General features: G+C 67.5%; 21 protein-coding genes, 1 pseudogene and 1 riboswitch. Of the genes and pseudogenes, 10 read left to right on the forward strand and 12 right to left on the reverse strand.

Features of this window, described 5'->3' with window-relative positions:
* Positions 1-672: 672 nt before the first annotated feature.
* A pseudogene (locus QNO06_RS14005) lies at positions 673-1353 on the reverse strand (DedA family protein); the annotation flags it as partial.
* Positions 1354-1467: 114 nt separating this feature from the next.
* Here QNO06_RS14005 and QNO06_RS14010 point away from each other — a divergent pair.
* The 4 genes from QNO06_RS14010 to QNO06_RS14025 are packed head-to-tail and all read left to right on the forward strand — an operon-like array spanning position 1468 to position 4210.
* Complete coding sequence (locus tag QNO06_RS14010; protein ID WP_227912665.1) at positions 1468-1992, forward strand: hotdog fold thioesterase; 525 nt, start codon at positions 1468-1470, stop codon at positions 1990-1992.
* Positions 1989-3347, forward strand: a complete 1359-nt coding sequence (paaK, locus tag QNO06_RS14015) for a phenylacetate--CoA ligase PaaK (RefSeq protein ID WP_227912664.1) — start codon at positions 1989-1991, stop codon at positions 3345-3347. Before QNO06_RS14010 ends, paaK begins: the two co-directional genes overlap by 4 nt.
* 45 nt (positions 3348-3392) lie before the next feature.
* Positions 3393-4070 (forward strand): TetR/AcrR family transcriptional regulator, encoded by a 678-nt coding sequence (locus QNO06_RS14020; protein ID WP_227912663.1) that lies wholly within the window; start codon positions 3393-3395, stop codon positions 4068-4070.
* A complete protein-coding gene (locus tag QNO06_RS14025; RefSeq protein ID WP_227912662.1) occupies positions 4070-4210 on the forward strand; it encodes a hypothetical protein in 141 nt (46 codons plus the stop codon). Before QNO06_RS14020 ends, QNO06_RS14025 begins: the two co-directional genes overlap by 1 nt.
* A gap of 18 nt (positions 4211-4228) precedes the next feature.
* On the opposite strand, the gene paaZ is transcribed toward QNO06_RS14025, so the two are convergent.
* Entirely contained in the window at positions 4229-6301 is a 2073-nt protein-coding gene (paaZ, locus tag QNO06_RS14030) for a phenylacetic acid degradation bifunctional protein PaaZ (protein WP_227912661.1), read from the reverse strand.
* Positions 6302-6608: 307 nt separating this feature from the next.
* Here paaZ and QNO06_RS14035 point away from each other — a divergent pair, with 307 nt between their 5' ends.
* Positions 6609-7652: an SGNH/GDSL hydrolase family protein gene (locus tag QNO06_RS14035; protein WP_227912660.1), complete on the forward strand. Its 1044-nt coding sequence runs from the start codon at positions 6609-6611 to the stop codon at positions 7650-7652.
* Between the two features lie 9 nt (positions 7653-7661).
* Here QNO06_RS14035 and QNO06_RS14040 read toward each other — a convergent pair whose 3' ends face one another.
* Both QNO06_RS14040 and QNO06_RS14045 read right to left on the reverse strand, forming a co-directional pair.
* Positions 7662-8729 carry an ATP-dependent DNA ligase gene (locus QNO06_RS14040; protein ID WP_227912659.1) on the reverse strand — a complete coding sequence of 356 codons (1068 nt, stop codon included), beginning with the start codon at positions 8727-8729 and terminating at the stop codon, positions 7662-7664.
* Between the two features lie 10 nt (positions 8730-8739).
* Positions 8740-9291 carry an RBBP9/YdeN family alpha/beta hydrolase gene (locus tag QNO06_RS14045; RefSeq protein ID WP_227912658.1) on the reverse strand — a complete coding sequence of 184 codons (552 nt, stop codon included), beginning with the start codon at positions 9289-9291 and terminating at the stop codon, positions 8740-8742.
* A 94-nt stretch (positions 9292-9385) separates the two neighbouring features.
* On the opposite strand from QNO06_RS14045, the gene QNO06_RS14050 reads away from it, so the two are divergent.
* The 5 genes from QNO06_RS14050 to QNO06_RS14070 all read left to right on the forward strand — a co-directional run bounded on the left by QNO06_RS14050 (position 9386) and on the right by QNO06_RS14070 (position 13683).
* Positions 9386-10405, forward strand: a complete 1020-nt coding sequence (locus QNO06_RS14050) for an LLM class flavin-dependent oxidoreductase (protein ID WP_227912657.1) — start codon at positions 9386-9388, stop codon at positions 10403-10405.
* Positions 10406-10636: 231 nt separating this feature from the next.
* Complete coding sequence (locus tag QNO06_RS14055) at positions 10637-11161, forward strand: RNA polymerase sigma factor (protein WP_227912656.1); 525 nt, start codon at positions 10637-10639, stop codon at positions 11159-11161.
* The gene (locus QNO06_RS14060; RefSeq protein WP_227912655.1) at positions 11161-12276 is read left to right on the forward strand and encodes a CU044_5270 family protein; all 1116 of its coding nucleotides are present in this window, start codon (positions 11161-11163) and stop codon (positions 12274-12276) included. Before QNO06_RS14055 ends, QNO06_RS14060 begins: the two co-directional genes overlap by 1 nt.
* Positions 12277-12600: 324 nt before the next feature.
* Positions 12601-12733: riboswitch (SAM riboswitch) on the forward strand.
* Between the two features lie 15 nt (positions 12734-12748).
* Positions 12749-13183, forward strand: coding sequence for a hypothetical protein (locus QNO06_RS14065; RefSeq protein ID WP_227912654.1), 435 nt, complete (start codon positions 12749-12751; stop codon positions 13181-13183).
* 65 nt (positions 13184-13248) lie between these two features.
* Positions 13249-13683, forward strand: a complete 435-nt coding sequence (locus QNO06_RS14070; protein ID WP_227912653.1) for a VOC family protein — start codon at positions 13249-13251, stop codon at positions 13681-13683.
* Positions 13684-13793: 110 nt separating this feature from the next.
* On the opposite strand, the gene QNO06_RS14075 is transcribed toward QNO06_RS14070, so the two are convergent.
* From QNO06_RS14075 to QNO06_RS14110, 8 genes are all read right to left on the reverse strand, one after another.
* Positions 13794-14552 carry a CPBP family intramembrane glutamic endopeptidase gene (locus QNO06_RS14075; protein WP_227912652.1) on the reverse strand — a complete coding sequence of 253 codons (759 nt, stop codon included), beginning with the start codon at positions 14550-14552 and terminating at the stop codon, positions 13794-13796.
* 45 nt (positions 14553-14597) lie between these two features.
* A complete protein-coding gene (locus tag QNO06_RS14080) occupies positions 14598-15485 on the reverse strand; it encodes an NAD(P)H-hydrate dehydratase (RefSeq protein WP_227912651.1) in 888 nt (295 codons plus the stop codon).
* Positions 15460-16200 (reverse strand): histidine phosphatase family protein, encoded by a 741-nt coding sequence (locus tag QNO06_RS14085; RefSeq protein WP_227912650.1) that lies wholly within the window; start codon positions 16198-16200, stop codon positions 15460-15462. Before QNO06_RS14085 ends, QNO06_RS14080 begins: the two co-directional genes overlap by 26 nt.
* 40 nt (positions 16201-16240) lie before the next feature.
* Positions 16241-17473 (reverse strand): MFS transporter, encoded by a 1233-nt coding sequence (locus QNO06_RS14090; RefSeq protein ID WP_227912649.1) that lies wholly within the window; start codon positions 17471-17473, stop codon positions 16241-16243.
* A 26-nt stretch (positions 17474-17499) separates the two neighbouring features.
* Positions 17500-18252, reverse strand: coding sequence for a respiratory nitrate reductase subunit gamma (gene narI, locus QNO06_RS14095; RefSeq protein ID WP_227912945.1), 753 nt, complete (start codon positions 18250-18252; stop codon positions 17500-17502).
* A gap of 122 nt (positions 18253-18374) precedes the next feature.
* Positions 18375-19073 carry a nitrate reductase molybdenum cofactor assembly chaperone gene (narJ, locus tag QNO06_RS14100; protein ID WP_227912648.1) on the reverse strand — a complete coding sequence of 233 codons (699 nt, stop codon included), beginning with the start codon at positions 19071-19073 and terminating at the stop codon, positions 18375-18377.
* Entirely contained in the window at positions 19070-20863 is a 1794-nt protein-coding gene (gene narH / locus QNO06_RS14105; RefSeq protein WP_227912647.1) for a nitrate reductase subunit beta, read from the reverse strand. The genes narJ and narH overlap by 4 nt, the downstream gene beginning before the upstream one ends.
* The gene (locus tag QNO06_RS14110; protein ID WP_227912646.1) at positions 20863-24582 is read right to left on the reverse strand and encodes a nitrate reductase subunit alpha; all 3720 of its coding nucleotides are present in this window, start codon (positions 24580-24582) and stop codon (positions 20863-20865) included. Before QNO06_RS14110 ends, narH begins: the two co-directional genes overlap by 1 nt.
* Positions 24583-24651: the final 69 nt, after the last annotated feature.

Here is a 24651-nt window from a genome sequence, read left to right on the forward strand (position 1 = left end):
CCCCCGTCTTGATCGAGCTTCCCGCGAAGATCCCACGTAGTGGTACGGATGTTCCCTGTTGGGGTATCAGGCGCCCTCCAGTCCCGGTGCGTGGGAAGTTCTGCGCGGCCGGGGGCCGGTGGGCCCGTTTGGCCGCACATCCCTCCCGACCGCGGGGTCCCTACCAGCGCGCCCATTTCCCCGGCCCTGACGCCGTGGCGGCCCGGAACTGCCGGGACGCACGGGCACAACGCCGGCACCATGGCGGCCGTTTAGCTCAGCTGCCCCGGACGCACAGAAGGCCCGGACCTGGGGTCCGGGCCTTCTGCGAAACTCTGCGGGCGGGACTGCTATCCCAGCCTGCGGGCAGCGCGGTTAGGAGCCGCTGCCTTCGGCATCCGCTTTCGGTGCGGAGAAGCGTCCGCCGTCGGCTGCGGCATGCCGGGCCGGACGGCCAGCCGACTCTTGCGCCTGCCGGGCCAGGGGAGCATCGCCGGCGGCCGGACGGGCAGCGGACTCTTCCGCCTGCCGGGCCCGGGCAGCATCGCCGGCGGCCGGACGGGCAGCGGGGGCTTGTGCGGAGGCAGCAGCGGCTTGGCCTGATGCAGCTGGGTCGAATGCACCTGGGCCGGATTCCTCGGCGTCTCCGGCAGGGCCGCCGTCGTCGTGCTTGGTGCTGACCTTACGGGACTGGCGCAATACCTCGATAACGATCGGAATCACCGAAAGCACTACTACGCCCACGAAGATCAGGTCCAGGTTTTCCCGGACAAACGGCACGCGGTCGCCGAGCACATAACCCAGCAGGGTAACGCCCACGCCCCAGAAGAAGGCGCCGATGACGTTGAAAGTGACGAAGGTTTTGTAGTTCATCTTTGCGACGCCAGCCACCACGGGCGTGAAGGTCCGCACCACCGGAACAAACCGTGCCAGGATCACGGCCTTGCCGCCGTGGCGCTCGAAGAACACTTCGGCCCGGTGCACGTTTTCCTGTTTAAACAGCCGGCTGTTCTCCCGTTTGAAGATAGCCGGGCCGGTCTTTTTGCCGATGTAATAACCGGTCTGGTCGCCTACGAACGCGCTGACAAAGACCAGCAGGCCCAGCAGCCACACATTGATGTGGATGGTGCCCGTGGCCACCAGCAGGCCCGCGGTGAAAAGCAGGGAGTCACCGGGCAGGAAGAACCCGATGAGCAGCCCGGTCTCGGCAAAAACAATGCCGCAGACGAGCAGGACAACCCAAGGTCCCAGGGCAGGATTGGCCAGGAATACCTGAGGGTCCAGCCACTCGGGCAAAAGGGCAGATGTGGGAGGCCTTACGGGCCCGGAAACGGCAGCGGCCGCGGTAAGAGTCACCTCCCTAGGGTACGCCATGACCTGCTGCACCCTCTGGGGACACCGGCAGGCCCGCGGGTGCCCGGGTCCTTGACAGCCATCCTCCTGCCGGGATTACCTAATGAACATTCGGTAGATAAAAAGGAGGGTCCCATGGCTGACACCGGCGTCACCCCGGGCAAATCCCCCGCCCATCCCCTTCTGGTTTTCGATGCCGCCTCGCAGTGGCTGGGCATCGAAGTCCTGGAGCTCCGGGACGGCGCAGCGCGCATTTCCATGTTGCTGCGCCCGGAAATGCTCAACGGTTTCGGCATTGCGCACGGCGGCATGGTTTTTGCCTTCGCCGACACCGCCTTTGCGCTGGCCTGCAACCCGGAAGCCGGCGGACCGGCCCCGCAGCGGACCGAGGTTACCGTGGCTGCGGGGGCAGACATCACCTTCCTGGCGTCGGCGCACGCGGGTGACATCCTCACCGCCCACGCCGAGCACCGGGCGGGCAGCGGCCGCAGCGGTGTTTATGACATTGAGGTGCGGGCCGACCGCCCCGACGGCACATCCGACGTCGTCGCCCTTTTCCGCGGACGCTCACGCACCATCCGCGGCCCGCTCCCGGACCCGCCCTCCCGTCCCGACGCCGGCCGGGAGCCGGCCCCGTTCCCGACAGGAAACAGCGCATGAAGACTTCCCCCGCCAAATCCGCCGCCGCGAATCCCGCCGCCCTGGATCCTGCTTCCCTGGATCCCGAGGAGCGGATGAGCCGGGACGAACTGGAGGACCTGCAGCTGCGGCGCCTGCAGCAGACGCTGGCCTACGCCTACGAGCGGGTTCCGCTCTACCGGACCAAGTTCGACGACGCCGGCGTGCACCCCTCGGATTTGCGCGAGCTGGGCGACCTGCGGCTTTTCCCGTACACCACCAAGGAGGACCTGCGTTCAACGTACCCCTTCGGCATGTTCGCGGTACCGCAGCACCAGGTCTCGCGCATCCACGCGTCCTCGGGAACCACGGGGCGGCCCACGGTGGTCGGCTACACCTCCGGAGACCTGGACCGCTGGGCCGCCCTGGTGGCACGTTCGCTGCGTGCGTCCGGGGTGCGGCCGGGCGACAAGGTGCACAATGCGTACGGCTACGGGCTGTTTACCGGCGGGCTGGGCGCACACTTCGGAGCGGAGAAACTGGGCTGCACCGTCATACCGATCTCCGGCGGGCAGACCGAACGCCAGATCCAGCTGATTCTGGACTTCGAGCCGGACACCATCCTCTGCACCCCCACCTATCTGCTGGCGATCGCCGACGCGATGGCGGCCGCCGGCATTGATCCCCGGTCCACGTCGCTTCGAACCGCGGTGCTGGGTGCCGAACCATGGACAGAGGAAATGCGGCATGAACTCGAAACCCTGATGGACCTGGATGCCTGCGACATTTACGGCCTCTCCGAGGTGATGGGCCCGGGCGTGGCCGGCGAGTGCGTGGAGAGCAAGGACGGTGCACACATCTGGGAGGACCACTTCCGCCCCGAGATCATCGATCCCTTTGATGACACCCGGGTGCTCAACGACGGCGAGCCCGGGGAACTGGTCTTCACCTCCCTGACCAAGGAAGCGCTGCCGATCATCCGCTACCGGACCCATGACCTGACCCGCCTGCTGCCCGGCACGGCGCGGCCGTCCATGCGCCGGATGGGCAGGATCACCGGCCGGAGCGACGACATGGTCATCTTGCGCGGCGTGAATCTCTTCCCCACCCAGGTCGAGGAAATCGCGCTGCGCCTGCCGGCCCTCAGCCCGCACTTCCAACTGGAAATCACGCGGCCGGAGCGGATGGATGAACTCACCGTGCGGATCGAGCGGCGGGAAGAGACCTCCGCACCGGAGGCCGCCACCGCCGCCGTCGAGTTGGCGGCGCAGATCAAGGTCCATGTCGGCTCCTCCTGCACTGTGGAGGTGGTGGAACCGGGCACGCTGGCACGCTCCAGCGGCAAGCTGCGCCGGATCTACGATCTGCGCCGGCAGCCCGGCGCCGCGCCGTCGTGATGAACGGCCCGACGCCGGTGCGCCCCGGCGTGGGAAAATGGCGCCATGCCTGATGCCGCCCCCGATCCCGCTGCTGCCCCCGATCCCGCTGCTGCCCCCGATGCACCTGCTGCTGCTGTTCCCGGCCGCCGCGGCCGCCCCGGCTATGACCAGCAGAGTGTGCTGAACGTGGCCGTGGACGTGTTCAACCGGCACGGGTACGAAGCCACGTCCATGGGCATCCTCGCCGAGAACCTGGGCATCACCAAGTCAGCCATTTACCACCACGTCCCCTCCAAGGGCGAGCTGCTCCGCCTGGCCCTCGACCATGCCCTGGACGGGCTGGAGGCGGTGCTGGATGACCCGCGGGCCTCCGACGGTGCGGCCGACGTCCGGCTCGAATTCGTGCTGCGCGGCACCATTGAGGTGCTGACCGAGCGGCTGCCGTTTGTGACCCTGCTGCTGCGCCTGCGCGGCAACACCGAGATTGAGCGCACCGCGCTGGCCCGCCGCCGCGAGTTCGACCACCGGGTGGCGGACCTGGTGGACGCGGCGCGGCGTGAAGGCTCGGTGCGCAGCGACATTGATCCGCGGACCACCACCCGGCTGCTTTTCGGCACCATCAACTCGATTGTTGAGTGGTATCGGCCGGGCGGTCCACTGCCCGCGCAGAAGCTCGCGGACAACATCATCACCATGGTTTTCGACGGGCTGCATACCCGCCTGGATCCAGGCTCGGCCTGATGGGGAAGCGCCGGCTGCTGTGGGCGGCCCTGGCAGTTGCAGGGCTCGTCCTGGCCGCTTACGGCGTGGTGGTGGTCAGCGACGTCCTCAGCCAGGACACCGTCTGCGACTGGGCAGTACGCCGCAGCAGCTGCCCGTAACCCAGCGTCCCCCGGCAGCTATTTGGCCACCAGGGTCAGCACGTCGTAGGTGGCTACCAGCTCATCGTCCTGGTTGGTGAGCACCGCGTCCCACGCCACTTCGCCGTAGTCGTCGGTCTCCCGCGGCGTGATTTTCTTGGCGGTCAGCGTGACCCGGATGGCGTCGCCCGCAGCCACAGGAGTGATGAAGCGCAGGTTCTCCAGCCCGTAGTTCGCCAGTACCGGACCGGGCGCCGGGTCCACGAACAGGCCCGCACCCCAGGACAGCAGCAGGTAGCCGTGCGCCACAATGCCCGGGAAAAACGGATTGGCCTCGGCCGCGGCCTGGTCGGTGTGGGCGTAGAACGTGTCGCCGGTGGTCTCGGCGAAGGCACTGATGTCCGCCCGGGTCACCGTGCGCAGCCCGGAGCGCACGGCGTCGCCCACCCGCAGCTCGCTCAGCGGCTTGCGGAAGGGATGGCCGGCGTCGAACCGCTGGTCCGCACCCGTGTGCCAAATGCCGGTGAGGGCGGTGAGCATGTTCGGCGAGCCCTGCACGGCGGTGCGCTGCATGTAATGCAGCACCGCGCGGATGCCGCCCAGCTCCTCTCCCCCGCCCGCCCGCCCGGGACCGCCGTGGACCAGGTGCGGCACCGGGGAGCCGTGGCCGGTGGAACTCGCCGCATCCTCCCGGTTCAGGATCAGCACCCGCCCATGGTGCCCGGCAATGCCGGCGAGCACTTCGGCGGCCACCTGCGGATCATTGGTGCAGACGGTGGCCACGAGCGACCCGCCCCCGCGGGCAGCCAGCCGGACGGCGTCGGCCACACTGTCATAGCCGACCACCGACGCAACGGGTCCGAAGGCCTCCACACTGTGCAGTGCGTCCGCGTCCTTGTTGTCCCAGGTCAGCAGCACCGGTTCCATAAAGGCGCCCGACGGCGCCGGGCCGGTACTGCCGTCGGCAAGTACGACGTCGGGTGCCTCCAGCGAGCCGAGCGCCAGCGTCCCGCCGGCGGCGAGCAGTTCACGGACGGCACCGCGGACACCGTCGAGCTGCTCGGTGGACGCCAGCGGCCCCATGGTCACCTGCGCGGCCCGTGGATCGCCCAGCACCACCCGCTCCCGGATGCGGTCCGCGGCGGCGGCTACGACGTCGTCCACCAGTTCCCGCGGCACCAGGGCCCGGCGGATGCTGGTGCATTTCTGGCCGGCCTTGACCGTCACCTCGGTGACCAGCGATTCGATGTAGGCCTCGAACTCAGGGGTGCCGGGCACGGCGTCGGGTCCCAGGATGGCGGCGTTGAGTGAATCCGTTTCGGCCGTGAAACGAACGCCTCCCACCGCCACATTGGGATGCGCACGCAGCTTTTCGGCGGTGGACGCCGAGCCGGTGAAGGAGACCAGGTCCCGGTAGTCCAGGTGGTCCAGCAGGTCCCGCGCCGGGCCGGAGATCAGCTGCAGCGACCCGGGAGGCAGGATCCCGGACGCCACGATCAGCCGCACGGCTGCGGCGGCCAGGTAGCCGGTGGGCGTGGCGGGTTTGACGATGCTCGGCACCCCCGCGAGGAAGGCCGGCGCCAGTTTTTCCAGCAGGCCCCATACCGGGAAGTTGAAGGCGTTGATCTGCACGGCGGTGCCGGGCAGGCGGGTGTAGATGTGTTCGCCAAGGAAAGACCCGTCCCGGGACAGCCGTTCCACCGCGCCGTCGGTGATGACCGTGGCGTTGGGCAGCTCGCGGCGCCCCTTGGACCCGTAGGCGAAGAGCACTCCGATGCCGCCGTCAATGTCCACCAGGGAGTCCTTGCGGGTGGCCCCGGAGCGGGCGGACACCTCGTACAGTTCCTCCCGGCGGGCGTTGAGGAAACCGGCCAGTTCCTTGAGCAGCAGGGCCCGCTGGTGGAAGGTGTACTTCCCCAGTTCGGTCTGGCCGGTGCTGCGGGCATGTTCGACGGCGGCGGCCGTGTCCAGCCCGTCCGTACTGACCCGGGCCAGCAGCTCCCCGGTGCTGGCGTCCCGCACCTCGGTTCCGGGCCCGCCGTCACGGGGAGACCACCAGGCGTCCCGGACGTAGCTGGGTACGTAGTCAACGTCGAGGGCTGTTGCCGTCATGGGAAAACCTTTCGCACGGGACGCGTCCTGCCGGGCACCGTTGCCCGGGACTGCTGGAATGTACCGACGGGCCTGCAAGAAGCCAGCGATTACTGACCATACGGTCGGTATATCGCCAGCGTAGCGCAGAGGTGCATTGCGCCACACCCCTCCGGGCAGCATTCCGGCCGCTCATGCTGCCCGGGTTATCGATGGAAAACCTGCCGCCAGGGAACCGGATACGGGATTGGCGATTGCCGCATGCCCTGCGCTGGGAAAGACTGTCCGCCTTGGAGCCGTTGATTCCGCTGCCCGAAGGAGTGCAAAGATGAGCCCTCGCCCAGGTCTTTACCGCCGTTCACCCGGTGTCCCTTTCCGCAGTCCGTTCCGCCTCCCGTTCCGCCGTTCATTCCGCGGCGGGAGGCTCGGTGTCCTGGCCCTGGCTGCGGCGGCGCTCCTGGCCGGCGGTGCGTCGTCCGCCGCGGCAGACGGTCCGGCAGGCGGCTCCCCGGGCAACTTCGGCGGGGACTCCGTGCAGCACCGGGGCGGAGACGGCCACGGGCACGGCCGGGGCCACGGCGGCGGGCACGGCGGCGGGCACGGCTGGGGCCGCGACGTCGACTATGTGGCCTTCGGAGACTCCTATGCCGCCGGCTACGGCGGCGGTCCCGTGCTGGATGCCTGCGGCCGCACGGAACAGGGCTATCCCGCGCTGCTGGACGCCCGGCGGCGCGTGGATCTGGAAGCCGATGCCACCTGCGCCGGCGCCACCGCCCTGACCACCCCGGCTGACGCACCGGTGGACCTGCCCGAACAGATCAGCAACGCGGCGGCCAGCGGCACGCTCAACGACCGGACCGACGTCGTGACCGTGACCATCGGCGGCAACGACGTCCGGTTCGGCACCGTGGTGGCCGCCTGCGCCGGGACCCAGCTTCCGGCCACCTGCGCACCGGCCATCGAGCAGGCCAGCACCTACGCCTCGACGGTCCTGGCTCCCCAGCTGGCGGCGGAATTCGCCCGGATAGCCGAGGCAGCCCCGCGCGCCACCCTGGTGGTCACCGGATACCCGCACCTGTTCGAAACCGGTGCGCCGGGCCCGCTCAGCGCGGAGGCGCAGGCCCTGTTCAACGCCGGAACCGACGCCCTGAATGCGGTCATCGCCGGACAGGTTCCCGAGGACGGCGTTTTTGTGGACGTGGTGGACGAATTCGCCGGACACGGAGTGGGATCCGCCGATTCCTGGATTCGCTTCGAAGGCGGCCCGTTCGACCTGCATCCCACCGAGACCGGTTACCGGGACGGCTACACCGCGGCCATCCTGGCGGATGCCGGCAGCGAATTCCGGACCGGGTGCCGGGGCCGCGGCTAGTCTTCGCAGCTAGCTGCCCAGCACGTCCGCCAGGTCGAACTTCACGGGTTCCTCCAGCTGGGCGTAGGTGCAGGACTCCGGCGAGCGGTCAGGCCGCCAGCGCACGAAGCTCGCCACATGCCGGAACCGATTCCCTTCCATGTGGTCGTACTTCACCTCCACCACCCGCTCCGGACGCAGCGGCACAAAGGAGAGATCCTTCTTGCCGCTCCAGCGGCTGCCTTCCGAGTTGCGGGGCGTGCGGGTGCCGGCCTCCTGCTCCTCCGACGCCCAGGGGTGCCCTTCTTCGCCCGCCACCAGCGGCTGGAGCTCCTGGAACAGCTCCCGGCGCCGGTCCATGGAGAAGGCTCCGGCAACGCCCACGTTGGTGAGCTCGCCGTCGTCGTTGTAAATGCCCAGCAGCAGCGAACCGATGAGGTCCGGGCCGGACTTGTGCACCCGGTAGCCGGCCAGCACGCAGTCAGCGGTGCGCTCATGCTTGAGCTTGGCCATGGTGCGCTTGTTCGGGGCATACGCAGCATCCAGCGGCTTGGCAACCACTCCGTCCAGCCCGGCACCTTCGAACCGGTCAAACCAGTCCCGCGCCTGCTCCGGATCATCCGTGGCGGCGGTGACGGACACCGGTGCCTGCGCCGTTTTCAGCGCCTGGACCAGGGCCTCGCGGCGTTCGGCGAACGGTTTGTCCGTGTAATCCGTGTCTCCCAGGGCCAGCAGGTCGAAGGCCACGAACCGGACCGGGGTCTGCTCCGCAAGCAGTTTCACGCGGCTGGCGGCCGGGTGGATACGCTGCTGCAGCAGCTCGAAGTCCAACCGTTTACCGTCGGGCGCCACCATCACAATTTCCCCGTCCACCACGCACCGCTCGGGCAGGTTGGCCTTGAGTGCCGCCACCAGTTCGGGGAAGTAGCGCGTCATCGGCTTCTCGTTGCGGGAGCCGATCTCGACGTCGTCGCCGTCCCGGAAAATGATGGACCGGAACCCGTCCCATTTGGGCTCGTAGAGGTACTCGCCTTCAGGCAGGGAGCTGGCGGCTTTGGCCAGCATGGGCGCAATGGGAGGCATCACCGGAAGTTGCATGTGCCCATTCTTATCCGATTGCGGCCCGTTCCCCCAGCCCCGCGGTGAACGCGGTGAGCAGGTCGCGGCCCTGTTCCCAGTAGCCCACGCCGCTCTTTTCGTTGATGTGCGCCAGCTCGCCGGCATTGATGAACGGCAGTTTCCAGGCCGCTGCAATGACCTCTGCCGCCGGCAGCGCGCAGTACGGGTCGCTCTCACTGGCGATCAGCAGGCCCGGAACAGGCAGTTCCTGCAAGCGCGGGTTCCGGAACGTCCCGGCCGGCTGCGGGAAGGAGGCGGCTACGGGATCCGGCGGGCTGACCAGGAAGACCCCGCGGGCGCCGTCGGGGTTGCGCAGCAGCCATTCCGCCGCGGCCAGGCAGCCCAGGCTGTGGGCCACGAGCACGGTGTTCCCGTGCTGTGCCCCGGCGGCTTTGTCCAGCGCGGACATCCAGTCCTCCAGCTCCGGCTCGTCCCACGACGACGGCGCGATGCGGGTGACGTCCGGCAGGTCGGCTTCCCACCGGCTCTGCCACTGCTCCGGCGGTGAGCCCTGATAGCCCGGGACCAAGGTGATGTGCACTGTTCCTGCTTCCTTCCGCTGCGTTTCCACGTGCCCGGCCCGGAAGTCCGGGGAGGACGGGAATACGGCCGAACCTTACGGCGCTGAGGCTGATATGAAACGAATAGGGTTCCTGTCCTTCGGACATTACCGGAATGCGCTCGGCTCACGGACCCCCAGCGCACGTGACGCATTGCTGCAGCAGGTGGAGCTGGCCGTCGCAGCCGAGGAAATCGGCGTCGACGGCGCGTACCTGCGGGTGCACCACTTCGCCCCGCAGTTCTCCGCCCCCTTCCCGCTGCTCGCAGCCATGGCCGCGCGGACCAGCAGGATTGAGCTGGGCACCGGCGTGATCGACATGCGCTATATGAATCCTCTTTCAATGGCCGAGGATGCCGCGGCCACGGACCTGATCAGCGGAGGCAGGCTGCAGCTGGGCATCAGCCGGGGATCCCCCGAGCCGGCCCTGCGCGGATATGAGTCCTTCGGTTACGTGCCGGGGCCGGAATCCACCGACGCCGACATGGCCCGGCAGCACACCGAAGTGTTCCGGGCCGCGATTGCCGGTGCCGGCGTCGCCCAGGCGGATCCGGCCATGACCGGCAGCACCGGAGCCATGCCCATCGATCCGCTGTCCCCCGGCCTGCCCGAGCGCATCTGGTGGGGATCCGGCACCCGGGCCACAGCCAAGTGGACGGGCGAGCAGGGCATGAACCTGATGAGCTCCACCCTGCTGACCGAGGACACCGGTGTCCCGTTCGACCAGCTGCAGGCCGAGCAGATTGCCGTGTACCGGCAGGCCTGGGCCGACGCCGGCCACCAGGGCACCCCGCGGGTCTCCGTCAGCCGCAGCATCATCCCGTTGGTCACCGGGGAGGACCGGCATTATTTCGGGCTCCGTGCGCAGGCCGAGGGACGGGACCAGGTGGGCCATCTCGACGGCGGTTTGGCGCGGTTCGGCAAGAGCTACATCGGCGAACCGGATGTCATCGCTGCTGAACTGGCCGCCGACGCCGCCGTGCAGGAAGCCGATACCGTGCTGATTACCGTGCCGAACCAGCTGGGCGTGGACTACAACGCGCAGCTGCTGGAAAGCGTCGTGAAGCTGGTGGCGCCGGGGGCCGGCTGGCGGTAACTCTTTCGCTGGCTTTGACCGGCCTCGCTGGGAACGTGGGCACCTACGGGGCCTGGCTCCGGCGGCAACGAAACTCCCCGCTCGCAGAACTCGCGGGAAGTATTAAAGCCGCCTCCGCCAGGCCCCTTCGCATGTCCGTTGCCTATGCGCAGAGCGGGGCAGCGCACGTGTCGGGGAAAGTTGCGTGCACCGCCTGGTTACACTTTTGAGGCTGCCGGACATTAACAGGGCATGAGTGTACAAAGCTTCCGGAAGGAACAACGGGACGTGGACAGGGAGAAGTGTTTCCTGGCCGCCCACGCCGCCGGACATGACCGCATCTACCGCTACTTCCGGCGTCGAACCGAAAACGCCGCCACCGCCGAGGACCTGTGCGCCGAGGTCTTTCGGATCGCCTGGGAAAAGACCGGGCAGGAGGAAAGCCTTTCGGTCATGGTGCTGTTCGGGATCGCGAAAAACGTCCTCCGCAACCATGACCGGTCCGCTTCCCGGTCCGCGAGCCTCCTCGGAGCCCTCCAGCTGGAACGGGACCACGAGCGGAACGACGACGACTCCCGCATCCATGAGGCGCTCGCCCGGCTCGGGCCCGATGAGCGGGAGGTCCTCCTCCTGACGTACTGGGACGGTTTCAGTTCCAGCGAGGTCTCGGACCTGCTCAACACCAGCGCCACCGCCGTCAGGATGCGTTTGCACCGGGCACGCAAGGCGCTCGGCCGCCTGCTGGACACGGAATCACTTTCAGAAGGAGCGAAATGATGAACAATGCCAATCTGCCCGTCGGCCTGGACCGCGCACTTGCTTCCGCTGACCCCGCACGCTCCGTTCACGAAAACGAACTGGCCGGCAGCCGCGCCAGGTCGCTCGCCGTGATGGACGCTCCGCAGGCGGCACAAAGCACTTCACCCTCCCGCCTGCACCCCGTTCCTCCGCTGAACGCCCGCCGCGCCGGAGGCCCGAGGACCACGCCGCCCCGCGCCCGACGCCGTCTCTTGCTTGCATCCGCCGCTGCAGCTCTGCTGGTGGGAGGCATAGTGGTGGCCGACGTCGTCCGGCCCGGCAGTCCCGGCGCCACCGCTGAGGCGGCAGAAGTCCTGAACGCCGCAGCCGACGCTACTATCCGCACCTCCGATCCCGTGGTGGGCCCCGGCCAGTACCTGAAAATCGACACAACCGAGCTGACCTGGGGCGGCAAGCAGATGGCTGACGGCAGCGACCTTTCCTGGCAGGAAACCGTCAGCGATCAGCTCTACATACCGGCAGACAGGAACGGTGAATGGGTCTGGGACCGCGGAGAGCGGATTCCCCTCGAGTCCTCGTCCGACGCCGCCAAGAAGGCGGCCGCCGAGATCGCCCAGCTGCCGCCGAAGGGTGGGGTGCCGAACCCGACGGTCGGAATCCAGCGCGGCCCGGGCGGAGCTTTCTACGGGCAGGCGCCGATGGTCATCATCGGCACCTCCCTCGACGAAGCCGGAAGCCTGCCCCGGGATCCCCGGGAACTGCTGGACCTCATTTACGAGCGCACCGAGGGAGCCGGCAAAACGCCGGAAACCGAGGCCTTTGTAACCATCGCTGACGGTTTGCGCACCGGGGCCGTCCCCGCCGACCTGCGCGCAACCATGTATCGGGCCGCTGCACTGATCCCCGGCGTGGTCATGAGCGACAAGCAGGCAACAGTGGACGGTAGGACAGGCATCGCCATCGGAATCCCCCACCCAGGAGGAACGTCGCGGACCGACATCATCATCGATCCTGACTCAGGCCTGGTCATCGGCGAACAGGACGTACTGCTGCAGGACTTCCCCAACGCTCCTGCCGGCACCGTTCAGGCATGGACTTCGGTTAGAACCTCCGTGGTGGATTCCGCCCCGTAAAGCTCTCTCCGACGCCTTTCGGGGCGGGGCACCGGACGGGCCGGGGACTGGGGCACCGGACAGGCGGTGCGGCACCAGGGCCGGACGGGCCGGGTTGGGCGGTGCGGCACCAGGGCACCGGACGGGCCGGGTTAGGCGCGGTGCGGCACCAGGGCACCGGACGGGCCGGGTTAGGCGGCTTTATTAACTTTCGCGAGCTCTGCGAGCGGAAGTTTTCGTTGCCGCCGTTCCGGCCCGCCCGGCGCCCCGCCGGGACCCGGCCCGGGACCCGAGAACAAGAGCCCCTGTCGAAATGTCGGCGCCCTCCGCTACAGTAGTTTTCAGCTTCACGAGATGTGGCCTTCGCCCGGTTCGCCGGGCATAAAAGCTCCGACTGGCCCCACACCAACCCCACTGTTCGGCGGGTGGTTCGGATGACGAAGCGGCCTGCTTCATCCGCTGCAGGCAAGGACAACCTGAAAAGGAACCCACTGTGAGCATTTCCAGTGTCAGTAACTCCGGCTTCAACAACCCCGACTTCAGCAGTTCCTCCCCGAGCAACTGCACCGGTTTCGCTCCGGGCCACAACATCCATTGGATTCACGGCCGCCGGCTTCAGGGCTGGGAGCACTGGGCCGACGTCGCCGTCACCGCGGATCCGCAGCTGGACCTCATCTACCTGGTTATCGACGGGCAGCAGCAGTTGATGTGGTTCCACAATGTCGGTGCGGTCGCAACCGCATTGGAAGCCGCCGTCGACACGCCTCAGTGGTGCCAGCGGTATTCCACGCTGATGGTGCCCGGCGGGTTTGGCTCCGAAGCCCGGAGCTCTTTTTTCTACTTGGCCCGGCCGGAGCGGGTACTGCCATGCAACGGCGCTCCGGTCCGGGCACCCGAAAATGAGCGGCTCGAGAAGCCCGGCTCCTAGCTTGCGGACGGTAGCTGGCCGCAATTCGGAGCTGCGGGTGATTCGGCGGTCCTAGGCTCTGGGCCATGACGAACATACAGATCTGCGTAGACTGCACCGATGCCCACGCTCAGGCCGATTGGTGGGCGGAAACCTTGGGCTGGACGTTGGAGCCCACGGACCAGGGCTTCATCTCGTCCTTGCTGGACCAGGGCTTCGCAAAACCCGAGGACGTGATTGAGCACAACGGTGTCCGGGTCTGGCGTGACGGCGCAGCTATCTGCCCTGCCGATCAGGTGGGACAGGAGGACCGGCTGCGCATCCTGTTCCAGCCCGTCCCCGAGCCCAAGACCGTCAAGGATCGAATCCACCTGGATGTGCGGCTGGAGGGCAGGGACAAGGACGAAGCCCGGGCCGCATTGGAAGGTCGAGGTGCATCCTTCCTGTACGAGGCCAGTCAGGGCCCGCACTCCTGGTACACGATGGCCGATCCCGAGGGCAACGAATTCTGCATCAGCTGACGCGCACCTGCTCTTCCAGCTTCTGTACAGCTGATGCGGCGTGGAAGGGCCAATACCCGCATCAGCTGTACAGAAGGCGTCCGCGGAACCCCCAAAACGGCCGTGAGACCCTACTGCTGCAGCAGCTCCGGCGGCACGGCGTAGATGATCAGGACGCTAAGCAGGTTCTTCGCGGCATGCACCCCGTAGGACAGCATGAAGTTGTTCCCGGCCCAGACGTACATGCCCACCAGCACGGCGCCGGTGGCCAGATAGGGCATCAGTACCGGCAGGGACAGCGACTCCTTGCCCACAATGTGGATGGAGGCGAACAACAGGACCGACAGGATGCAGCAGGCCCAGGTGTTCCAATAGCGGCTGAGCTTGCCGATCAGCAGGTGGCGGAAAATGTACTCCTCGACGAAGGGCGCCAGCACCACCACCAGGGGCACCACAAGCCAGGGCGACATCTGCGTAACCAGGCCCTGCACGGCCTCCTGGTTCACGGCGGTCTCCGCCTCGCCGGTGATGATCAGGCCCACCATGGAGGCGATGATGGTCAGGATCACGCCGATCGGAATCAGCGCCGCTGAAAGGACCGGCCGGGTAGCGAGGATCCTTGCTTCCCGTGCCGCATAGGCCCGGGCTGCGATGAGGGCCAGGACGCCGCCCACCGCGTAGAAGGCCAGGTTGATCACATATGCGGCCACCAGCGGATCCGGGATCAGCGCGGACAGGCCCGGAATGTCGATCGGCACAAAGCTGAGCAACAGCAGGAACAGGACGTAGTAGCCCGCCGCCACGGCATCACTGCGGGTGAAGCGGTACGCCAGCCAGGGGATTTGCGCCGGCGGGCGGCCGGACGGGGCCCGGTATTCGTTAGCTGTCATCAGTTAAGGATAGGAGCCCGAAGCGGCCCCGGGCAGCCTGCTCCCCTAGTTCAGCTCCGCGATCACCGGGGGCATGGCTTCCAGCAGCTCGCGCGCCAGGAAACTGAGCGGGCCGCGCGACGCCGAGAGCCGGTCCCCCGACACGGCATGCAGGTAGGTGCCCCAGCATGCGGCCTGCTCCGGCGTGGCACCGCGGGCCAGGAAACCGCCCACCGCACCGGCCAGGACATCACCCGAACCGGACGTACCCAGGCCTGGATTCCCGGCGGGCACTTCCCAGCTGGAACCGTCCGGCGCCGTGATGAGGTTCTGCGCGGTGACTACGGCCGAATACTTGCGGGCCACCTCGGCCGAGGCTTCGGCCAGGTCAAGGGACTCCTCGTCCGCGTCTTCATCCCCCAGCAGGTGCAGGATCTCTGTGCGGTTAGGGGTCAGGACCAGCCGTCCGGCCAGTGCCTCTGCGAGCTTCGGCTGGCCGGGCAGCACACCCAGCGCGTAGGCATCCAGCACCACCCGGGTCTTCTCCCCCAACAGCGGCACCACGGACTGCAGCAGGGCCGCAGTCTGTTCGGCGTCGGCCATTCCCGGGCCAATCACCACCGCAGCTGCAGACTCCAGGTCCGCCGCGAGAAGCCCGCCTGCGGCACCGCCGTCTATGCCGCCGTCGGCTTCCGCGAGTCCCACCACACCGGATTCGGGAATGGCAACGGCTACGGCCACGGCAACGGAGTCCGCCACGCCCATGGTCAGCCGGCCGGCGCCCACGCGCAGGCCCGCAAGGCCGGTCAGCATCACGGCTCCGGGGGTGCGGCGTTCCCCGCCGATCACCACTACGGTGCCGCGCTCCTCCTTCCCGGCAGTGTCGGTGGAGAGCTGCCAGTCGCGCAGCAGTGCGGGGGTAACGAGTTTAGCGGGGGTGGACGTCATGCTCATCTCCAGAATGTTCGGTAACGGGTGCTCCGCTGTCCTGCAGGTGGAGCACACTGTTGAAGGTGTGCGCTTTCCACGGTCCGGTTCCGGACGGCCGCACCAGGCGGGTGACCGAGCCGTTGCGAACGCTGTTGGCCGCAGCGAGATCCAGCAGTTCCTGCTCGCTCAGCCGTTCGCAGATGTAGCGGATCAGCATAATCACTGCGTCGTGGCAGACCACTGCCACCCGCTTGCCGTCCTCCTCGTCGTCGAGGTCGCGGAAGACGGAACGCAACCGCAGGGCGACGTCGGCCCAGGACTCCCCGCCCGGCGGCCGGTACACGAATTTCCCCAGCCAGGCCCGCCGCTCTGCTTCCTCCGGGTAGCGGGCGGCGACGCCGGCGCTGGTCAGCAGGTCCAACACGCCCAGTTCACGGTCGCGGAGGCGTTCATCGAGGCGCATCGGCCCGGCGAGTCCAGGCAGTCCGGCCAGTTCTGCGGTCTGCTGTGCGCGCAGGTACGGCGAGCACCACACCGAATCCGGCAGGTCCCCGGCGGGCAGCTCAGCGAACCAGCGGCCCAGCGCCGCGGCCTGCTCCTCGCCGTCGGGACTGAGCGGGACGTCCGGGTCCCGCCAGGCAATGTCAATACGTTCGGCACCAACACGTCCGGCGCGGGTGGCGGCTACGTTGCCCGCGCTCTCGCCGTGGCGGATCAGGATCAGTTCGGTTGCACCCATGCACCCGACTGTACGCCCGCCGCCGGCCGGACGCCGGTTTTCAGGTACGCGTCCGCTCATCCACCCGCCCGCCGTTGCGCACCGTAAAGGTCAGCAGGAACGCGACGGCGGCAAAAGCGGCCAGCAGCAGCAGCCCCACAAAGTAACTGCGGCTTTCCGGATCATAGGTGGCCCCCATAACCAGTGGCGGGAAGTATCCGCCAAGCCCGCCGGCGGCGGCAATGATCCCGCCAATGGTGCCGACGTCCTGCGCCGGGGCGGCACGCCCTACCCACGCAAATACGCCGCCGGTGCCCAGCCCCAGGAAAAGCGCCATCAGGATGAACGCGGTACCGTACACCCGTTCCTCCTCCGGCCGCAGTGCCACGATCACGGCCAGCACCACCGTTCCGGCGAGGGAGGCCAGGGTGACCAGCTTCGGCCCCACCTTGTCCGCAATAGTCCCGCCAATGGGCCGGGCAATGACGGCGGCCACCGCAAACCCGGCGGTCCGGGTCCCGGCCGCGGTTGCGTCATAGTCGTACACGTTGCCCAGATACGTGGGCAGATAGTTCGAGAACGCCACGAAAGCCCCGAACACCACCCCGTACAGGAAGCACAGCTGCCAGGTGACCCGCAGCGTGAAGGCGTGGGTGATCTTGGGCAGCACCGGTTCCGTGGGGGCGGACCAGGCCGGGGACTCGCGCAGGACCAGCCAGCTGATCACGGCCATGACGGCCACCACGACGGCGATGGTGATGTGCGCGCCCATGTAGCCGACGGCGTCGACCAGCCTTGGGGTGAAGAAGGCGGACACGGCGGTGCCCACCATCCCGGCGCCGAAAACACCGGTGGCGAAACCCTTCCGGCTGCGGTCATACCAGGCCGAGCAGAACGGGATACCGATGGCGAACACCGTCCCGGCAATGCCCAGGAAGAAGGCGATGACCACCAGGAACGGGAAGTTGCCCAGCCGTCCCACTATTCCGGTCAGCAGCACCAGGGGCGCGGTGACACCCAGGATGACGGTGAACATGATCCGCCCGCCGTACCGGTCCGTCAGGGCACCCACCGGGATGCGGGCCACCGAACCGACGAGGATGGGCATGGCCACCAGGACGGAGGTCTGGCCTGCGCCCAGGTCCATGTCGGCGGCGTAACGGCTGGAGAGCGGCCCGATGATGGTCCAGGCCCAGAAGCCGACTGTGGAGGCAATGGTCGCGACTATCAGGTTCCGCAGCTGGCCGGATTTCAGGTCCGCCCCTGCGGCCGGCGAGGTAGATGCTGTAGACATGGGTGCCTGCCTTCAGGAGGGAGAACTCAGTTCCGCGGAACGCCGCGGCGGTCGCGGTCCGGGGTGCCCACCGGCGCCCAGCCGCGGGGCGGAGGCGCAGCCCCGGGAAGAGGCCGCTTCCCCCGGGAGCGGTAGACAATGTAGGGCCGGAACAGGTACTGCAGCGGCGCGGTGAACGCGTGCACCAGCCGGGTGAACGGCCAGAGGGAAAACAGCACCAGGCCGAACAGGGTGTGGATCTTGAAGGACACCGAGGCCGCGGTCATGCCCAGGATGTCCGGCTGAAGGATGAAGATCGACCGGAACCAGGGCGACACAGTGTCCCGGTAATTCACGATGTTCGTGTCGAAGACGGAGAAGACGGTGGTGGCCAGCCCGGTGAGGATTGCGGCGAGCAGGAAGATGTACATCAGCTTGTCGTTGCGGGTGGTGGCCATAAACACCGGACCGGTGGTGCGGCGCCGGTAGATCAGCAGCACGATTCCCACCAGGGTGGCGATGCCGGCCAGGGTCCCGACGCTGAGGGCGAAGAAATGGTAGGTGTCCTCGTTCAACCCGATGGCGTCCATCCAGGTCTTGGGAATCACCAGTCCCACAAAGTGACCCACAATCACCGCGAGGATGCCGAAGTGGAACAGCGGCGAGGCAATGCGCAGCAGCCGGGATTCATACAGCTGGGAGGACCGGGTGGTCCAGCCGAACTTGTCATACCGGTAGCGCCAGATGGAGCCCAGGATCAGGACGGCGAGCACCAGATAGGGCAGCACTCCCCAGAGCATCACGTCGTCCAGGCCCACCTGCACATTCCCCGGCGGCGGCACGTCCAGCGGCACGGTTGCTTCCGGCACAATTGCTTCCGGCACGGTTGCTTCCGGCATTTCCGCCCGTAGATCCACTGCGATCATGGGCTGTTCCTTTCACTCACCGGCAGCAGCCGCGAACTGTAGGGTTCCAGGCCCACGGTTTCGGTGGGCGGCCCGTAGCCCGCGGTACGCATCACCGCAGCGGCATCCTCGGGAGAGACACCGGGCAGCGTGGTGCACAGCAGGGTCAGCACACCCTCATGGGGCAGCCCGTCATCGCGGAGGGCCAGGCGCAGCAGTTCCACGGACGGCCGGTAGCGCTGCAGCAGCTCGTAGCCGTCCTGCGGTGAGACTTTGGCGGCGAACTCGAGCACCAGCGGCAGGTAGTCCGGGAGCTCGGTGCCCTCGGGCAGGACTCCGTGCGAGCGGTAGATCTCCTTGAAGGCTGCGAGCGCTTCGCCGCGGCGCCGGGTGTCGCCGTCGGTCCAGTAGGTCAGGTGCAGGCTGTGCCGCTTGGAGAGGTCGAATTCCTGCACGTAGGCCGACTGCACGTCCCGCAGGGGCGTGTCGGCGAACCAGCCAAACAGCGGGTCCAGCTCGCTGCTGCCGGCGCCGGCTTCGGCCAGGGCCGAGCGGATGGCCGGCACCAGGTCCAGCAGCTGCCGGTCCGGATACTCCAGCAGCAGGGCAGCTGCCTGCCGAATGGCCCGGCTGCGCGCGGGGTGCTGGTCGGCGTACGGCTCGGGGGCCAGCGTGCCCTTGCCCGGTTTGCCCAGCAGCTTCTCCAGCAGGCTCACGGGCGGACCCCCGGTCCGGAGGAGGGTGGCTCGGGACCGTTCCGCCCGCCGGAGTCCGACGCCGGTCCGTCGCCTTCGGCTTGGTCGTACCCCGCGCCTTTGCCCTCGGCGGCGTCTGCATCCGCTGCCCCGCGGTTGTTGTTGGCGGGGAACAGTCCGCGCGGTGTTCCCCGCCCGTCCCAGTTGAGCAGGTTCACCCGGCCGCCCAGGTTGCCGTTTCCGGTGGGGTCCTCCCCGCGCTGCCGCGCCTGCAGCGCGTCGAAGTTTTCCACCGCCACCGGCGTCGGCCGGCCTGAGGCTTCACCGAACACCCCGGTCTGTCCCATGCCCGGCCCGCCCTCCACATCCAGGGAGCAGCCGATTTCCTCGAGGTTGTGGGCGTCCTCCAGGTGCGCAGTGGGGATGACGTACCGCTCCTCGTACTTGGCCACGGCCATCAGCCGGTACATAGCCACAATCTGCTCACCTGTCATCCCGACGTCGGCCGCAATCCGCTCGTCGGGAGCGTCACCGAGGGTGATGTCGCGCATGTAGGCGCGCATGGCAGCGAGCTTGCGCAGCACCCCGGTCACCAGGTCGGTGTCCCCGGCGGTGAACAGTTCGGCCAGGTATTCCACCGGGATCCGCAGCGCCTCGATGGCGCCGAAAAGATTGTCCGCGCTCTCGCCGTCGTGCCCCTGCTCGTTGAGCACATCCACGATCGGGGACAGCGGCGGCACGTACCAGACCATGGGCATGGTCCGGTATTCCGGATGCAGCGGCAGCGCCACCCGGAACGTCTTGGCCATGGCGTAGACCGGCGAGCGCCGGGCCACATCAATCCAGTCCTCCGGGATCCCCTCTGCCCGGGCGCCGGCAACCACTTCCGGATCATTGGGGTCCATCATCAGGTCCAACTGTGCCTCGTACAGGTCTTGAACGTTGGGGGTGGAGGCGGCCTCAGTAACCTTGTCGGCGTCATACAGGAAAATCCCGATGTACCGCAGCCGGCCCACACAGGTTTCCGCGCAGACCGTGGGGATACCAACCTCGATGCGCGGATAGCAGAAGGTGCACTTCTCGGCCTTGCCGGAGCGGTGGTTGAAATACATCTTTTTGTACGGGCAGCCGGTGACGCACTGCCGCCAGCCGCGGCAGCGGTCCTGGTCCACCAGCACAATGCCGTCCTCTTCGCGCTTGTAAATGGCTCCGGACGGGCAGGAGGCCATGCAGGAGGGGTTCAGGCAGTGCTCGCAGATCCGCGGCAGGTAGAACATAAACGTGTTGTCGAAGTCCGCCTTGACCTTCTCCTCGGCCTCGCTGCGCAGCTTCTGCAGCACCGGGTCCTGCCGGTTGGTGCGCTCCGAACCGCCCAGGTCGTCATCCCAGTTGGCGGACCAGCGGATATTCATGTTCTCGCCGGTGATCAGGGACTTGGGCCGGGCCACCGGGAAGTCCTTGCCGGCCGGGGCGTTGATCAGGTTCTCGTAGTCGTAGGTCCAGGGCTCGTAGTAGTCATTCAGCTCCGGCTGGACCGGGCTGGCGAAGATGCCGAAGAGTTTGGCCAGCCGTCCGCCGGCCTTCAGCTTCAGCTTCCCGCGGCTGTTCAGTTCCCAGCCGCCTTTCCACCGTTCCTGGTCCTCGTACCGGCGGGGATACCCCTGCCCGGGACGGGTTTCCACGTTGTTGAACCACACGTATTCGGTGCCGGCGCGGTTGGTCCACGCCTGCTTGCAGGTCACCGAACACGTATGGCAGCCAATGCACTTATCCAGTGCCATCACCATTGCGGTCTGGGCCATGATGCGCATCAGTAGGCCACCTCCTGGGAACGCTTGCGGACAACGGAGACGATGTCGCGCTGGTTGCCCGTGGGGCCGAGATAGTTGAAGGCCCAGGACAGCTGCGCGTAGCCGCCGATCATGTGTGTGGGTTTAACCAGGATCCTGGTCACCGAATTGTGGATGCCGCCGCGCCTGCCGGTGGCTTCGGACTTGGGCACGTCAATGATCCGTTCCTGTGCGTGGTAGACGTACAAGACCCCCGCGGGCATTCGGCTGCTCACGATGGCCCGGCCCACCAGGACACCGTTGGTGTTTACACATTCCACCCAGTCGTTGTCGGAGACCTCGATAAGGGCGGCGTCCTCCTCGCTCATCCACACCGAGGTGCCGCCGCGGGAAAGGGAGAGCATCAGCAGGTTGTCCTGGTACTCGGAGTGAATTGACCACTTGTTGTGCGGCGTCAGGTACCGTACGGCCACGGATAACTCGCCGCGGGTACCCAGGGCGGGCTCGCCGAACAGCCGGTGCATGTCCAGCGGCGGCCGGTACACAGGCAGCGCCTCACCCATGTCTTGGATCCAGTCGTGGTCCAGGAAGAAGTGCATCCGTCCGGTCAGTGTGTGGAAAGGCTTGAGCCGTTCGATGTTGATGGTGAACGGGGCGTATCTCCGGCCGCCGGTCTCCGAACCGGACCACTCCGGGGAGGTAATGACCGGTGTGGGCCGGTCCTGCGTGTCCCGGAAGGTGATCTGCCGGTCCTCCGCGCCTTCGGCCAGGTCCGCCAGGGGAATCCCGGTCCGTTTTTCGAGGGTCCGGAAGCCCTGCACCGCCAGTTCCCCGTTGGTGGTGCCGGAAAGCAGCAGGATCGCTTCGGCCATCCGGGCATCGGTATCCACGGCCGGCCTGCCCGCTGCCGCTCCCCGGTCAAAGACGCCGTGCTTACGGGCCAGCTGGACCAGCGGCCGGGAGACATCGTATTTGACGTACTTGGTGGTGAAGCCCAGCTTCTCAGCCAGCGGGCCGACAGCGGTGAACTTCTCCCCGATGGCGGTGTAGTCCCGTTCAACCACCGCGAGCGAGGGCAGATTCTGCCCCGGGACCGCCGGGATGTCCGTGCCTTTCCAATCCGGCGCGTGCCCGCCGGGCTGGGCGATTTCCCCGGGGGTGTCATGGGTGAGTGCCGTGGCTACCATGTCCTTGCGCACCCCCAGGTGCGTGGCCGCCTGGCGGGAGAATTCCTCGGCGAGCAACCGGAACAGGTCGTAGTCCGTTTTCGCTTCCCAGGGCGGGGCGATGGCCGGGGTGAAGGCGTGGACGTACGGGTGCATGTCGGTGGAGGACAGATCGTACTTTTCGTACCAGGTGGCGGCGGGGAACACGACGTCGGAAAGCAGCGTGGAGCTGGTCATCCGGAAGTCCGCGGACACCAGCAGGTCCAACTTCCCCTGCGGGGCGTCCTGGCGCCACACCACGTCTTTGGGCCGGGCGTCGGCGTGGTCCTTGCCCATGACGTTGTTCAGCGTGCCCAGCAGGTGCTTCTGGAAGTATTCCTCGCCCTTGGCCGAGGAGCCCAGGAGGTTCGAACGCCACAGGATCAGGGTGCGCGGCCAGTTCCCCGGGGCGTCCACATCCTCCACAGCAAACCGCAGTTTTTCCTCCTTCAGCTGCCGCGCAACCCACCCCGCTTCGGTATCCGCTTCACCGCGCGCAACGGCGGCGGCGGCGTCGTCGGCAACGTCCAGGGAGTTCCGGGCATCGAACTGCGGGAAGAACGGCATCCAGCCCATCCGGGTGGACTTCGCAATGACGTCGGCGGTGTGCATTCCGCGCAGGTGCCCGGAGGCCAGCGGGGACTGCATGGCGTCCGACGAATACCCGTCGGAACGGAACTGGTCCGTATGCATGTACCAGAACGCGGTGCCGACCATGAACCGTGGCGGCCGGTTCCAGTCCCCCGCAGAGGCCATGGCCGCCCACCCCGTGATGGGCCGGCACTTCTCCTGTCCCACATAGTGGGCCCAGCCGCCGCCGTTCCGGCCCTGGCATCCGCACAGCATCAGCATGGCCAGGATGGCACGGTAGGTGACGTCGCCGTGGTACCACTGGCAGATGCCCGCGCCGAGGATGATCATGGACCGGCCATTGGATTTCTCCGCGTTGGCCGCGAAGTCCCGGGCAGTGCGGATGACGGCTTCGGCACCCACATTGGTGATTTCCTGCTGCCAGGCCGGGGTGTACGCAGTGGCGGCGTCCTGGTAGCCGGCGGCCCACTGGCCGGGCAGCCCGTCCCTGCCTACCCCGTACTGCGCCAGCATCAGATCGAAAACGGTGGTGACGGTCCGGCCGGCCACTTCCAGCACGGGCACTCCGCGCTGCACCACCGATCCGACGCCGGACGGATCGGTGAAGGCGGGCAGGTCCACGCGGCTAACCTGCTGGCCGTAGGAGGAGGCATCCACCACCGACAGGGCCGGCACCACGCCCTGCAGGTCGAGGTTCCACTTGCCGGCGTCGGCCTCGTTGTAGCGGAAACCCACGGAGCCGTTGGGCACCACCGGGGTGCCGGCATCACGGTCCAGCAGCACGGTCTTGAAAGCGGCGTCCGAGACCTTCTTCTGGCTGCGGCCCAGATCCGCCGCGGTCAGGAACTTTCCCGGCACCACCGTCCCGTCATCCCGTTCCTCCAGGTGAACCAGGAACGGCAGGTCCGTGTACTGCACCACGTAGTCCTCGAAGAACGGAACCCTCCGGTCCACGAAGTTTTCCTTGAGGATCACATGCCCCATCGCCATGGCGAGCGCCGCGTCGGAACCGGCGGCGGCCGGCAGCCATTCATCGGCGAACTTGGTGTTGTCCGCGTAATCCGGGCTGACGGAAACCACCTTGGTGCCCCGGTACCGGCCCTCCACCATCCAGTGCGCGTCCGGGGTACGGGTCACCGGGATGTTCGAGCCCCACATCATCAGGTAGGTGGCATCCCACCAGTCGCCGGATTCCGGGACGTCCGTCTGGTCGCCGAAAACCTGCGGGCTGGCCACCGGCAGGTCCGCGTACCAGTCGTAGAAGCTGTTCATCACCCCGCCGATCAGGTTGATGAACCGGGCCCCGGCGGCGTGCGAGACCATGGACATGGCAGGGATGGGTGAGAACCCGGTGCAGCGGTCCGGCCCGTAATTCTTGATGGTGGAGACGTGCGCGGCGGCAGTCATCTCCAGGGCCTCGGCCCAACTGGAGCGCACCAGCCCGCCCTTGCCGCGGGCCTGCTGGTAGGTTCGGCGGCGCTCGGGGTCGTTGATGATCTCTTCCCACGCCAGCACCGGATCCTTTGTGCGGGCCTTGGCGTCCCGGTACATTTCCAGCAGCACTCCGCGGATGTACGGGAACCGGACCCGGGTGGGGGAATACGTGTACCAGGAGAAGGCCGCACCGCGCGGACAGCCGCGGGGTTCGTATTCGGGGCGGTCCGGGCCCACCGAGGGGTAGTCGGTCTCCTGCGCTTCCCAGGTGATGATCCCGTCCTTGACGTAGACCTTCCAGGAGCAGGAGCCCGTGCAGTTCACCCCGTGGGTGGACCGCACCACCTTGTCGTGGCTCCAACGGTTGCGGTAGAAGGCGTCCCCCTCCCGGCCGCCCTCGCGGAAAACCGCCCGGCCGTCATCGGTTTCATCCCATCGGGTGAAGAACCGGCCAAACTTGAGCATTGCATCTGATGCGGGGCCATCTATCCCCGGAACGGAGCCAGCCATAGCTACTACCTTGGAGCAGGATGCCCTGCAGAGAACAGGGGTGCGGCGGATTAAGCGGCTGCGGCCGGC

It is taken from the genome of Arthrobacter sp. zg-Y20 (assembly GCF_030142075.1).
GTDB lineage: Bacteria > Actinomycetota > Actinomycetes > Actinomycetales > Micrococcaceae > Arthrobacter_B.